We start from the raw sequence: 14,312 nt of genomic DNA, 5'->3' as shown, positions 1-14,312 counted from the left end.
TGTTCGGCCGGTCTTGCTCAAAAGCGCTGCGGACAAATAACTAAAAACAAAATCATCCCTCGCAAAGAACCCTCAATTCCGTCATTTGTTGTTTTTAGCGATTTTTGTTGCAATGCACAGACTTTGAAAATGCCAGCGCTGAAGCCATAAATTTTGGACCTCCGTCAATTTAGACCGAAAATTATATATTTATTACAATAGGATAGATTTTATTTTAACAAAAATTATCCTTCCCGTTGACAACTACGGACGAGAAATGTTGCCCTTAAATCAGCAGAAGTGAATAAATATCACATATGCTGATTGCCGGGAGGGCAATCGTCACGTTCACGATCATGGGAGGATCATATGAACAGTCGTCGTCATTTCATGGTTACCTTATCGGTAGCCGCTTCCACTGTCGCAATTCTCGCATTTGGTGGCCAAGCCGCCTACGCAAAAGATCTCAAAATCGGTTTTAGCCAGGTTACCCTGCAATCTCCATTTTATGTTCAGTTGAAGAATGGTGCAGAGGCCGCAGCAGCGGCATCAGGTGACACGTTGGTGTTTCTGGATGCCAACGGCGATGTGTCTAAGCAAAACAATGATATTCAGGATCTCATTACACAGGGTGTCAACGCTATCATTATCAATCCGGTCAACCCGGATGCCGTGGCACCGTCTCTGGATGCAGCCGCGGCGGCAGGTATTCCTGTCATAACGGTCGACCGCCCTGTGCGTGGTGGCACCGTGGCGGCCCATGTCGGGCGCGACAACAAGGCCATGGGCAAACTGGTTGGCGAGGCCGTCGTTGCGAAACTGAAGGCAGATGGCATCAGCGATGCCAAAATCATCGAAATCCAGGGTGACGCCGGTGGCGCCGTGATGATGGATCGTCGAGACGGCTTCCACGATGCGATCAAGGATAGCGGACACAAAATCGTCGAAGGCCCTTACGCTGAGTACATCCGCGCCAATGCGGTCACCGCAATGCAGGACCTTTTGCAAGCCCATCCTGATGTCAAGGTTATCTACGCCCATAATGATGACATGGCACTTGGCGCTATGCAGGTCTTGAAGGAAAACAACCGGGACGATGTTCTGGTTGCGGGTGTCGATGGGCTGTCTGAAGCGCTGCAGACCATGAGCTCAGGCGGCAAATATGTGGCGACCGCTCTCAACGATCCTCAGTATCTCGGTGACGTCACCATTCAAGTCGCACTTGAAGCCGCCGCCAAGAAAACTGTTCCGGCCTTTGTCGATGCCGGCACGGCGCTGGTAACCCCGGAAAATGTCGGTAAGTTCCCGCATTCTGCACTGTTTGCGGAATACCGTCCGCAGGTTCTCAACCAATAACTCCCAAGCAGACAGGAGGGGCTTTGCCCCTCCTGATTGATCTTATCTGTCAATGAGCGTCGGCGCCCCAGCCCGACGATTGCCTCAGTGTATCTGAAGGATAGCAAAATCATGCGTGCAGCCGTACTCCACACGCCCGGAGATATCCGCCTCGAAGACGTTGCCAAACCCGTGCCGGGACAAGGAGAAGCCCTCCTACGCGTCGCGGCCGTCGGCGTTTGTGGTTCGGATTTGCCGCGAATGCTCACCAAAGGTGCCCACAAGATGCCGATCATCTGTGGTCATGAGTTTTCTGGCGTTATCGAAGAACTCGGTTCGGGTGTTCCCAATTTCGAAGTTGGTGAACTGGTCACAGTTCCTCCAATGCTTCCATGCAATAGTTGTGACCAGTGCGCCACCGGCAACTTCTCTCGCTGCCGCAATTACGACTATTTCGGCTCTCGTCGCGATGGAGCCTACGCGGAATATGTCTGCGCTCCGGTCAGCAACCTTATGAAGGTTCCGGCAAACTGCGACCCCCGCGCGGCCGCAATGGTCGATCCGGCGTCGATCGCGCTACATGCCATTTGGAAGGCGGGCGGCGTGACGATGGGTGATCGCGGAGCGGTTATCGGCTGTGGTCCAATCGGGCTTTTTGCCATTCAGTGGATGTTGTTGATGGGAGCAACCGAAGTTGTTGCGATCGACATTTCCAAAGAAAAGCTTGAGTTGGCTCGTCAGGCCGGCGCGACACATACGTTGCTTTCAACTGACGATATCCCGAAAGATCTCCTGTGCAATATCATCATCGAGGCGGCCGGGCATCCAAGTTCGATCGGCACAGCAGTGCAGCTTGCCGCACCAGGCGGTCACGTTGCTTTTATCGGCATTCCGGTTGGCGAAGTGCCTCTTTCCAATGCCACCTTCCAACACTTCCTTCGTCAGGAAGTCTCGCTGCATGGTTCGTGGAATTCGTTTGGCGCTCCCTACCCCGGCCCACAATGGACGGTTGCGCTTGACAAGCTTGCGTCCGGAGCCCTCAAATGGGAATTCATGATAACCCACGATCTTGCACTCGATGAATTACCCGCAATTTTCGAGCGGCTTCGCAACGACCGTGGCTTCTTTTTCTCGAAGATCATGTTTCGCCCGTGACGGACAAAACCCGGTTGGAGGCCGGGCCGTCATAACTGGCAGTTTGGGGAGGACAATCGAACATGGCTCATATTTTGAGCTTCGATTTTGGCACCGGTGGCGTACGAGCAGGTGTTTACGACGTCGACCGCCGTCAGATGCTCGGTCAGGCGGACGCAGCCTATGCGACACATTATCCGAGAGCCGGGTGGGCTGAACAATCTCCGACTGATTGGCGCAAAGCCCTTCGTCATGCTGGCCGTGCCGCCCTTGAAAAAGCAGGGCGAAAGACGGTTGATGCTGTCTGCTGCGCGACAACGGCTTCCACTGTCGCGGTGTGTCTGCGTGATGGTACCCCGCTTTCGCCAGCAATACTATGGATGGACTGTCGCGCCGATGCTGAGGCACGACAGACGGCTTCGCTTGACCATGAGGTAATGCGGTTTTGCGGCGGCTCGGACGCTGTCGAGTGGCTTGTACCCAAATCGATGTGGTTGAAAAGCCATATGCCGGAACTCTGGTCAAAGGCCGAAGTGATTTGCGAAGCGCTCGACTACGTAAACTTCGACCTGACGGGTGAATGGGTCGGTTCGCGCATGAATGCAGCCTGCAAGTGGAATTACGACAGCCAGAACCATCGTTTTGTTCCGGAAATTTATCAAGCCTTCGGTATTCCAGATCTTCTGGAGCGTTTGCCGCAGCGTATCGTTCCAGTCGGCGGAATTATCGGCACGATGCGCAGCGAAATGGCCGCTGAACTGGGTCTTGATAACCTGCCGGTCGTAGCGCAGGGCGGCATCGACGCTCATATCGGCATTCTCGGCGCAGACACGGTCGAACCTGGCGGCATGCTGTTCATCGGTGGCACGTCTATCGTCCAGCTGGTGCAACTTGCACAGGAGGAAGACGTTTCCGGTTTCTGGGGCCCCTACCCGAATGCACTGACCGATGGCCGCTGGCTGGTGGAATGTGGTCAGGTTGCTGCGGGGTCGATGCTCAATTGGCTGACCGATGAAATTTTCGGCCTCGACAAAAATGGACATGCGGCGATGATTGCCGATGTTGCCGCAACGCCGCACCGCTCCGAAGGCCTGCTTGCGCTGGACTATATGATGGGTAATCGTACACCCTATCGTGACGCCTCCTTGCGTGGCGTGCTGATGGGGCTGACGCTGGGCCACACACGCGCTGACATTTACGCGGCGGCGATCGATTCCGTTGCGCTCGGGTCCGCCAATATCCTGTCGGTGCTCAAAGCACGGGGTGTGGCGGTCGAGCGGGTGATGATGGCTGGTGGCATCGTCAAGAATGCCGCCTGGCTGCAAGCCACGGTCGATGCGCTCGGACTTCCGGTCCAGGTCGCCCGTGAAGACAATCTTTCTCTTGTCGGCACGGCGGTCGCAGCCGCCTCCGCGATTGGCGTGTTTCCTGATCTGAAGACCGCCGCAAAAGCCTGTGTTGCACCCGCAAGCGAGCTACTGCCCAATCCCGGCCGCGCCGAATGGTTCGAACGTATGCTTCCCCTTTATCAAGACGCAACCGAACAGTTGCGCCCGACATTACACCAGCTTGCCCGTCGGCAGATGGGAGCGTGAACATGGCAGAACGTAACCCCTACTCCGCCCGCCTGCCCGTCAATGAACAGCGCGACCATCTGATGGTGCAGGTGGCCAAACTCTACTATGATTTGGATCGCACCCAGTCAGACATTGCCAACGAACTCGGCCTAACCCGCTGGCAAGTTGGCCGCCTGCTGGTTGAGGCCAAGGAAAACGGTGTCGTCCGGATCGAAATCACGCCTCGCGCTGGTCGGCGAACATCAATGGAAGTCGAATTGCAGCGCCATTTTGGCGTTAGAGAAGCAATCGTCGTCCCGACGGTCGATATCGAAGAGCCCAGCCTGATCATTGACAGCGTTGCGCAAGCTGCAGCAAGCCATCTTGTGAGCCTCAATCCCAGACCATCTCTCATGGGGGTCAGCTGGGGACGCACGATGGCAGCGGTTGCCCGCGCCTTGCCAAAAGACTGGTGCCCTGGCCTCAATGTGGTTCTTGTCAACGGCTCGACCGCTCTGACGACTACCACCAGCCGAAATTCAGCAGTTGCCGAGGAGTTTGCACAGTCAGCACCGGGGCGCGCCACGCTTTTGCCTGTGCCGGCGATAATGGGATCACGTTCGACGCGAGAGGCTCTTGAACATGACCCGATAATCGGGCGCGTCCTCAGACTTGCCGATGAGGCACCCGTTGTCTGCTTCGGTCTTGGAGGGCTTACCCATCAGTCCGTTTTGCTTGGCTCGGGGTATCTCGATGACCACGATATTGCGCGCTTGAAAACGCTGAACTCCGTTGGCGATATCATGGGGCGTTTCGTCGACCGGAATGGCAAGATTGCCGATCGCCAGCTTGATGATCGAACTATCGGCCTGAGGCTGGAGGCACTTGCGCACAAGGAAAGAGTAATCGGTGTCGCGGCCGGTGAGGACAAGCACCTGATCACCGCAGCCTGCCTTCGGGCCGGCTACGTCACAGATCTGGTGACCGATGAAGGAACAGCCCGCAAAATTCTGGAGGAAGCTGCCTGATGGAAGACGTACTCCGGATAGAACAACTCTCCAAGAAATTCCCACCACATATCGTGGCCCTCGCCGAAGCAAATATTTCGGTCAGAAAAGGTGAAGTTCATTGTCTTTTGGGTGCGAACGGCGCCGGAAAGTCCACCTTTCTCAAATTGATCGCTGGCGCTCTTTCGCCTTCCGGCGGGGACATCTGGGTCGAAGGCAAAAAGGTGAATTTCAAGGCACCGGCTGAGGCCGCAGCGGCCGGAATTTCAATGATCTACCAGGAACTTGATCTTGTTCCGCAGCTCACCGTCGCTGAAAATCTGTTTCTTGGCCACCCACCCGCCAGTTTCGGTTTTCTGAACAAACGAGAACGGCGTGCCCGCGCCCTTGAAGCATTGGCCAGGATAAAGGCTTCCTTTTCTCCAGAAGACCGGGTTGGTAATTTGTCAATTGCCAACCAGCAACTGACGGCAATTGCGCGCTCCCTAACGCGGGATGCCAAGGTCATCATCATGGATGAACCGTCGGCCGCGTTGAACGAAACAGAACTGAAGGCAGTCTTCCGCGTCATCCGGGAACTGACGACGCGCGGCGTTGCGATTCTTTATGTCAGCCACCGCCTCGGTGAACTTCGCGAGATCGGAGACCGCGTCACGGTGCTGCGGGGTGGCCAGACGATCGAAACCTTCGATGTCGCAGGCACTCCGGACAGTGCGCTGGTCGAAGCGATCTTGGGTCGTAACCGCATGCTGATTGAGCGGCAGGAGCGCGCACCCGTGACCGGCGATGTCGTGCTGAGGGTTGACCGTCTTGTGGGAGCACACAAGCTGGAAATCCGCGATTTTGAATTGCGTCGTGGTGAAATTGCTGGATTAACCGGACTGAACGGTTCGGGCCGAACGTCATTTCTGAAGGCTCTATTTGGTGCAGACCCGGCTCAATCGCAAATGTCTCTTTACGGCAAATCGTTCAATCCCAAGTCGCCACGCGACGCGATCCGGGCGGGCCTGGGCCTGGTGCCCGAAAACCGCAAGACGGAAGGGCTCATTCTCGACGCACCGATCTATCGCAATGCCACTCTCCCGGCCATGCAAGGTAAATTTCTCGCTCGCCATGGAGAGCTGAAAGCGCAGACCGTTTCCGTTTTAAAACAGCTGACAACCAAATACGGCGCGCCGGAACAGAAGGTTTTGCAATTGTCCGGCGGGAACCAGCAAAAGGTCGTTCTCGCCAAATGGATCATCAAGGGTGCAAAGCTGCTGCTGCTTGACGAGCCTTCGCGCGGCCTCGATATCGGAGCCAAGGCAGATCTATACAAGCTGGTTGATAAGCTTGCCTCCGAGGGCACGGCCGTCATCGTCGCCTCGTCCGAGCTGGATGAGCTTTACGCTGCCTGCGACACAATCTGGGTCTTCCACGAAGGGCGGAACATCGCACGTTTCAACCCGGCCAGCACAGATCACGACACGATCCTGCGTCACCAGATCCTGGGAGAACATCATCATGACTGATACCGTAACGGGAACAACGCCATTGCAACGCTCCTCCTCTCGCCGCCTCGTGGATCTGGCGATCGAATATAACTTCATCGTTATCTTCCTTGTCGTGGTCGCTATCGCGGCAATACTGTCGCCGAACTTCCTCACGCCGACCAATATCTCCAATCTGTTTCAGCAGGCAGCGGTCGTTGGCGTTGTCGCCATTGGCATGACATTTGTCATTCTCACGGGAAATATTGACCTTTCTGTCGGTTCGGTTACCGCGCTTTGCGGCATGCTGGTTGCGGTGCTGTTGGCAGGGGGCATGCCCATCGTCCCTGCCCTGGCGATCACCATCTTCACCGGTGCCGTTGCCGGCGCATCGATCGGGGCGATCACCGCTTTTGCTGCCGTTCCAAGTTTTATCGTCTCGCTGGCAGGTCTCGTATCATTTCGCGGTGTAACCTATCTGCTGACCAACGGCACGCCGGTTGCCGGTCTGCCGCCAGAGTTCGCAGCCATCTCGTTAACGATGGTGCCCCTGCTACCTGGAATCCAGGTCAGCACCATGGGGATAATTTTCGTGGCACTGTGTGTTGCCGCAGGTGCTCTTTTGCGACTGACCGTTTTTGGTGAATCTGTCTATGCAACCGGCGGAAATCCGGAAGCTGCCCGTCTGTCTGGATTGCCAACCACGCGTATTCTTATCCTTGTCTTTACGGCATCAGGTGTCATGAGCGCGCTTGCCGGAATTTTGCTGACATCACGCCTGCGTATTGGTCAACCGACTGCTGCACAGGGCCTTGAGCTCGATGCAATCGCGGCTGTTGTGCTCGGAGGAACCTCACTTTTCGGTGGTCGCGGCGGCGTACTCGGCACCTTTTTTGCCGTGATGTTGCTGCAGGTGCTGCGCAATATCTTCAACCTGCTCGGTCTCGGTTCTTTCTATCAGATGACTGTCACCGGCCTGATTATTGTTGCCGCCATTCTGCTCAACCGCTTCATCGATATCCGCCGCGGTCGTGCCTGAAACTTCTTGCAAAGATACGAAGACGTCACGGTAAATCTTCTCCACCGTGACGTCCAAAGGCATCAACAATACCGGAAAAAATCGTCGCCAAGATGAGAGACCTTCTTGGCGACGACCTCTCACACAGGGGCGTCCAAATCGCAGATCACTCGGCCGCTATCGGTCTGCTTCTCGATACGACACGTTGGTCACATAGCTTGAGATGCTGTCGAATCTTGTCTGAGAGAACGCGGACATTTGGATTGAGAACCATGGAATCGTGGTCGCCCGGCACCTCGATAACGTCAAGATTTGGGGCGAGCGGTGACCATCCGTTGTCGTGACGAACAAAATCGCGATCGGCATTGAGCTGTCTGCCACCCGTGACCAGATAGCGCGGTTCAAGTTTTGGCCTTAACAGCAAAACCTGTCCGTCATAAGGTTTGACCTCATAACGATCCAAAGCACGCAAGAAGGCTGAGTGAACGCGTTCGTTGTGCAACTCGACCGTTTTTGCCGGTGCCTGCAATGCATCTGATCGCGCTCTCTGATAGTTTGCCCAATTACGCTTATGCTCTATCCAGTTGCGGATAAAAGCACCTCTTTCTCGCTTGATGTCCTGCGCCTTGATCAGAACTTTGTCTGCCATCGACAAAACGGGATAGCCGGGAAGCGGCGTATCAAGCATGATGATGATCTCGACGGTTTCTCCGGCAGCTTCCAGTTGCTGTGCCATTTCATAGGCCACAAGCCCACCGCCCGAAAAACCTCCCAAAAGATAAGGGCCAGACGGCTGTACTGTGCGTATCTCGCTTAGGTAGTCGCGCGCCATCTCGGTGAATGTCTCGTGCGGCTCCTGATTTGCATAGAGCCCGCGTGCCTGCAAGCAGTAGACCGGCCGGTCATTGCCGATCTGCAATGCAATATGGCGCAGGTTGAGCACATTGCCGAACATGCCAGCGCAAAGGAACAGCGGCGTAGCCGTAGCTTTGGCAGATGTCGTGGTCATCGACACCAGATGTATGCGCTGCGTATCTGCCTCTTCAGGTGCTTCAGCAGTATCCGCACTTTCGGCGGGCGCTGCATTCTTGCCAATGAGGTCTGCGCATTCGGCAATAGTGGGCGCCTGGAACAAAACCGAAATGGGCAGATCGATCCCATAGGTTTTGTGGATCATCCGGAACAGGCGCACCGCGATGAGCGAATGTCCACCGACGTCGAAGAAGTTGTCGCTGACACCGATCTTCTCAACCCCCAGCAACTCACTCCAATAACCGGCAAGTGTTCGCTCAACATCGTTCCGTGGCGCAATATAGTCGTTCTCAAGGTCTGGCCGCTCGAAAAGCTGGGCAGACGGACTTGCCTGCGTATCGACACGCCGAGCAGCCCTTTCGCGCAACTTGTCGAGTGGTAGACTGGAGACGATTGCCTGAGGTCGGCGTGTTGCCAGCACCCGAGACAGCAGCGTGAATCCCTCAGAAGGCATGATGCCCTGGCGAACCTGCGCAGCAAGTTCAAGTGCTGCGGCCGAAGGCGGTGCTCCGACTTCGCCATGACTTACCGCTCCGGCAGACGTCCCACTCAAACTGAGATCATTAGCCAAGCGTTTGATCGTAAAACGTTCGATCTCCAGAATGACTGAACCGTCCAGCGCCGTAATGGTCACGTCGAAAGCGGAATAATCTGGACCGGAATTCCCGCCCTTTGACAGCCTGACATGGCTCAGAACCTGTTGCGGCAGATTTTCATAGATACGAATAGAGCCGTAAGACATCGGTGCCCACAGCACTCCAGACGACGCATACCCCTCAATAAGCTCCATTGCGTAGCCAGTTGCAATATCGAGAAGCGCCGGGTGAAAACGTAATCCTGTCTCAATGTCGCCAGCATAGTCGTCGGAGAGCGACAGTTGCGCAAGCGCCTCACCTTTTCCGATCGAAAGGGCGCGCAGAACCGACCAGCGTGACCCGAAGCGGATATTATCCTCTTGTGCGGAACGTAATGCCGCGCCGTCTGCGGAGCGACGTCTGGTTGTCCAATGACTGTCGCCCAGCGAAAGCTGCACTGGCGGCAAGACCGACGGAGGGGCAAGTCGCACCGACGCTTCCGCATGGAGGCGAATGGAATTGGAACCGCCATTCTGATCTGCCGCACAAATGAAGGCGCGATAGTCATTGCCATCCTGTTCAAACCGAACCCGGATCGACTTCGTTGCCTCATCCTCAATGCTGAGTGGCGAAACGAAGATCAGATCCTCGATTTCAAAACCTCCGGCGAAGCCATATTCATTGGCGGCCTGCGCCAGCAGTTCGATATAACCGGTTCCCGGCAGAATGGCCTCACCTGAAACAAGCCGATGTTCATTCCACATCCAGTGGGTCGCGGGGCTCGCCGTAAATTCGAGCCACTGGGTTTGATCCGCATCTTCAACCCAACGTTCGAACACGGGACCTTTTGCGGCGAACAGCTCTTTGGATGTCGCCGAGGCTGATCCAGGATTAAGGGACGCACGAGCCGCGATGCCGACCTCGTTCCAGACGCCCCAATGCACGGCGACTGTCTGACGTTTTTGATCGCCGCTACGGCTCTCCGCATAGGCATTGAGATAGGCATTGGCTGCGACGTAGTCCACTTGGCCGACGGGCGCGGTATCGGTACTGGTCGAAGAAAACAGCACCAGGAAATCAATATCTTCCTTTTCCAGCACACGGGCGAGAACGGATGTGCCATAGACTTTCGGCGACAACACATCTTCAATTTCATCAAATGATTTCAGCTGGATAAGATTGTCTCTGACGATACCGGCGGTATGCAACACACCGTTGAGACTACCAAATCGGTTCTTTGCGGCCTCAACCGCTGCGGTCATCTGCTCGACGTTGCGCACATCGGCGACGCGGTAGATGACCTCGGCTCCGAGCACTTCAAGCTCTTCTATTGCTGCAATCGCCCGGCTTACCTTGTCCGTGCCAGAATGCATACGCCGATAAGACGTCCATTGCGACCGCTCAGGCAACTCGGTTCGGCCCAGCAGCACCAGACGCGCGGAAAACTGTGTTGCCAGTTCTCTCGCCACAACAAGCGAAAGATCTCCTAAACCACCTGTCAGCAAATATGTGCCCTCATGGCGGAATTGCTGTGTTGGATCGGACGGTTTGAGCGGCAGGCGTTCATGACTTGCAACCCAGCGGCGCCCTTTGCGATAGGCAACCGTTTCGGAGGCCGGAGAAACGCAGAGGTCCTCCCACAACTGGTCGAGGACATCTGCGGTCTGACTGCTCGGAACATCGCCGACAAGTTTGAGCAGCTTTTGCAGGCCCGGCCTGTCGTTGTGTTTGGGCTTTGCCACAAGCTCGATATCGACCATCCGTACTGTTGTGCGCTCAAGCTCCTTGGGTATCACCAGACCGGGGCCGAGCACGGTCGCCTTGCCGGGATAGGCAAGCGTCTCATCGCCCACGCGCTGCATGCCGTTGGTGAGGACGGTCAGGTGACTGCCCGCCACGCCAGCATCGCCCATGGCCTGTGCCAGATGCAGAAGGCTATAAAAACCCTGTTCCTGTATTCTGTCGAAGAAACTTGATGCGCGTCGGTGATTTTCGTCACCGGTCACCAGCCACATGTGGACGATATCGGCGGGCACCTCACCATCTTCACTGAGGCTGGCGAACAGTGCGTCATAGCCCCCACGACCCTCTTCAGGACACAGACTATAGGACGAAGCATCAATCCGGCTGAAACCATCGCCCGCCGTCACGGTCACAACGTAGTGGCCTGAAGACCGCAAGCGGTCGACCAGTCGCTCTCCAAGCCCGGTGTCATCAATGAAAATCAGCCATGAACGCGGCTCCATGCTCGCATCTATCGCGACATCGCAAGGTACCTGCTTCCAGACCGGTCGATAACCCCAGTCGGACATGTCTTCCTGCCGCAATAAGGGTGCATCATCACTGGCAATCGGGGCCGAGCTGTCCACGACCCGCTCGATGAAGTAGCGCTGATGCTGAAACGCATAGGTTGGCAACTGAACGCGGCGCGGATCACGTCCCTTCCAGGATCGCGAGATTTCAACCTCAATCCCGGTCGCCCAGGCGCGACCGATTGCCGAAAGGAAGTGTAGACGATCGTCCGCATCGTCATCGGCATGCGGCAAAGTGTTGATCACCTGGTTCGCGTCGATATTCGTCTGCATTTTTGCCAGCGATGACAAGGTTCGGCCCGGCCCTATTTCAATGTAGACCTGACCCGGCTGCAACGATAGCCGCGCCATACCATCGTTGAACAGGACGGTGGATCGCAGATGCCTGACCCAGTAGGTCGGGTCGCAGGCATCGGCATTCGTCAGCCAATGTCCGGCAAGGTTGGACATGATCGGGATAGTCGGCGGATTGAGACGGATACTGCGCACAAACGCTTCGAACCTTGGCAATATGCCGTCCAGCATGCGCGAATGTGCCGCGATATCAATCGCAACACGGGACGCATCAATACCTTTTTCCGCCAACTCGGCTTGAAACAGGGCGAGGTCTTCATCCCGTCCGGACACGACGCAAAGTTCCGGGGCGTTGACCGACGCGATATCCAGCGACGCTGGCAGCAGGGACTTTAGTGTTTCAACCGAAACCGGTACGCTCAACATGCCACCGGGCTCGACAATATCGAACAATTCGCCGCGCAAACGCACGAGATTGACCGCGTCACGGTAGCTCATCACGCCCGAAATGCAGGCTGCTGCATATTCGCCCATCGAGTGACCGATCAGCGCCTTGGGGCTGACACCCCAATCCTTCCAAAGCCGTGCAATGGCGACCTCAACGATCAATATGGCAGGCAGTTGCAGAGACGGGCGCAGGAACGTTTTACCTTCAGCCGTTTTGTCACCGCCAGTGGCAAACCATACTGCACGGATTTCATCGGCGATCGCCGGCTCAAGATAGGAAAAACCTTCTTCTACAAAACTGCGGAAGCGCGCATCTTCCTCGAAGAGACGACGTGCCATGCCAACATGCTGGGCACCTCCGCCGGGAAGCAGAAAAACAGCTCCCACGGCGTTTTCAATCGCCGAATGTGTGAACATCCGTTTCGGGTTGTCGCCAGACAGCACGGCGATAGCATCCGCGCGGTCACGAACCACCGCGACGCGCCGATGCTCGAACTGTGCCCGTCCCTGATGCAAGGTGAACGCTGCGTCTACAGTCCTCAACCCCGAATTTGTCGCAAACGCTGTACCGAGACGTTTGGTCGCCCCGTCGAGAGCCTTGCGGTGTTTTGCGCTGAAAAGCAGGATGGCCGGTTCATCATCGCTGATGCCATCAACAGGTGTCACATCGGGAGCCTGCTCCAAAACGATATGGGCGTTTGTGCCGCCAACTCCAAGCGAATTGACTGCGGCGCGACGCGGTCCGTCTGTGTCAGGCCAGTTGGTAAGCTGGCTTGCGACAACAAACGGACTACTGGCGAAATCGATTGACGGATTTGGTTTCTCGAAGCCGAGAGTGGGCGGTATTTCAGCGTTCTTGAGCGCAAGGGTCGTCTTGATCAGGCTGACAACACCAGCGGCAGTGTCGAGGTGACCAATATTGGATTTCACCGACCCGACGTGACAAAAACCTTTCTGGTTTGTTGTCTGACGGAACGCTTGGGTCAGAGCCTCGATCTCGATCGGATCTCCCAGTGCCGTGCCAGTGCCGTGGCATTCGACGTATTGGATCGTCTCGGCACTGATGCCCGCAAGCCCTTGCGCCTCAATGATCGCCTCTGCCTGACCCGTAACGCTTGGCGCGAGATAACCAGCTTTGCTGGCACCATCATTATTGATTGCCGAGGCTTTTATGACTGCATGAATGATGTCGCCATCAGCCAAGGCATCGGACAGCCGTCGAAGTACAACCACCCCTGCCCCGCTGCCAAACACAGTGCCAGCGGCGCGGTGGTCGAACGGTCTGCAACGGCCATCGGGAGAGAGGATTTCACCGTCATGATAAATATAGCCGCGCCGATGCGGCAACTCAATCGTGACGCCGCCCGCAAGAGCCATGTCGCACTCGCCGCTCAAAAGGCTCTGGCAGGCATAGTGGACAGCGACAAGCGAGGTGGAACAGGCCGTCTGCACATTCACACTCGGCCCGCGCAGATCAAAGGAGAACGACGCCCGCGTAGACAGAAAGTCCTTGTCATTGCCGGTATGGCGAAGCAGGAACATGCCCGTTTGCTCTAGCAACTGCCTGTTGCTGCAGACGTTGAAATAGAAATAGCTGCCCATACCGCAGCCGGCAAATACACCGACTGGCCCAGGCATTGTGTTTGGAGTACGCCCCGCGTCCTCCATTGCTTCCCAGGTGCATTCCAGAAACTGCCTGTGCTGCGGATCCATGATCGCAGCCTCTTTCGGGCTCAGCCCGAAAAAATCAGCATCGAACATCTCCATGTCGGGCATATCAGATGTCCGCGCAACATATTTGGGATCGAGCATTCGAGCCCGGCTCTCGCCAGCGGCAATCAACTCGTCTTCCGAAAGGTTGCGAATGGATTCAGTGCCTGATCGAAGGTTTTGCCAGAACTCATCTGGTGTTCTGGCGCCCGGCACTCTTAAAGCCATGCCGATGATTGCGATGTCGTTTGGTGAGGCGGTATCCTGATCTTGCATGCGACGCTCTTTACTCTCTCACACGCGGCCCCGATCGAAATTGCTGACAGCAAAATAGAAAACGTGCCTATATTTATTTCATAGCTGCTCTTGGTAAGTAACCGTATGAATTCTATTGAGTTTGTCTTATAAGCAATTTCTATAATTTATGAATATAAATAATATTTA

General features: G+C 55.9%; 7 protein-coding genes. 6 read left to right on the top strand and 1 reads right to left on the bottom strand.

Annotation, left to right across the window (positions count from 1 at the left end):
- Positions 1-348: 348 nt before the first annotated feature.
- From ACZ5FM_RS25835 to ACZ5FM_RS25810, 6 genes are all read left to right on the top strand, one after another.
- On the top strand, positions 349-1,335 hold the full coding sequence (locus tag ACZ5FM_RS25835; RefSeq protein WP_312950232.1) for a substrate-binding domain-containing protein: 987 nt from the start codon (positions 349-351) through the stop codon (positions 1,333-1,335).
- Between the two features lie 111 nt (positions 1,336-1,446).
- Positions 1,447-2,469, top strand: coding sequence for a galactitol-1-phosphate 5-dehydrogenase (locus ACZ5FM_RS25830; protein ID WP_464041202.1), 1,023 nt, complete (start codon positions 1,447-1,449; stop codon positions 2,467-2,469).
- A gap of 62 nt (positions 2,470-2,531) precedes the next feature.
- The gene (locus ACZ5FM_RS25825; RefSeq protein ID WP_312950236.1) at positions 2,532-4,043 is read left to right on the top strand and encodes an FGGY-family carbohydrate kinase; all 1,512 of its coding nucleotides are present in this window, start codon (positions 2,532-2,534) and stop codon (positions 4,041-4,043) included.
- Between the two features lie 2 nt (positions 4,044-4,045).
- The gene (locus ACZ5FM_RS25820) at positions 4,046-5,032 is read left to right on the top strand and encodes a sugar-binding transcriptional regulator (RefSeq protein WP_275642643.1); all 987 of its coding nucleotides are present in this window, start codon (positions 4,046-4,048) and stop codon (positions 5,030-5,032) included.
- A complete protein-coding gene (locus ACZ5FM_RS25815) occupies positions 5,032-6,522 on the top strand; it encodes a sugar ABC transporter ATP-binding protein (RefSeq protein ID WP_312950239.1) in 1,491 nt (496 codons plus the stop codon). Before ACZ5FM_RS25820 ends, ACZ5FM_RS25815 begins: the two co-directional genes overlap by 1 nt.
- Positions 6,515-7,519: an ABC transporter permease gene (locus ACZ5FM_RS25810; protein ID WP_312950242.1), complete on the top strand. Its 1,005-nt coding sequence runs from the start codon at positions 6,515-6,517 to the stop codon at positions 7,517-7,519. Before ACZ5FM_RS25815 ends, ACZ5FM_RS25810 begins: the two co-directional genes overlap by 8 nt.
- A 145-nt stretch (positions 7,520-7,664) precedes the next feature.
- Here the strand turns inward: ACZ5FM_RS25810 and ACZ5FM_RS25805 are convergent, their stop codons facing one another.
- Positions 7,665-14,144, bottom strand: coding sequence for an SDR family NAD(P)-dependent oxidoreductase (locus ACZ5FM_RS25805; RefSeq protein WP_464041201.1), 6,480 nt, complete (start codon positions 14,142-14,144; stop codon positions 7,665-7,667).
- Positions 14,145-14,312: the final 168 nt, after the last annotated feature.

This window comes from Agrobacterium sp. 5Ca50 (assembly GCF_055381905.1).
The sequence above is the reverse complement of the archived record's forward strand: the minus strand, read 5'-3'. Positions and strand labels throughout refer to the sequence as shown.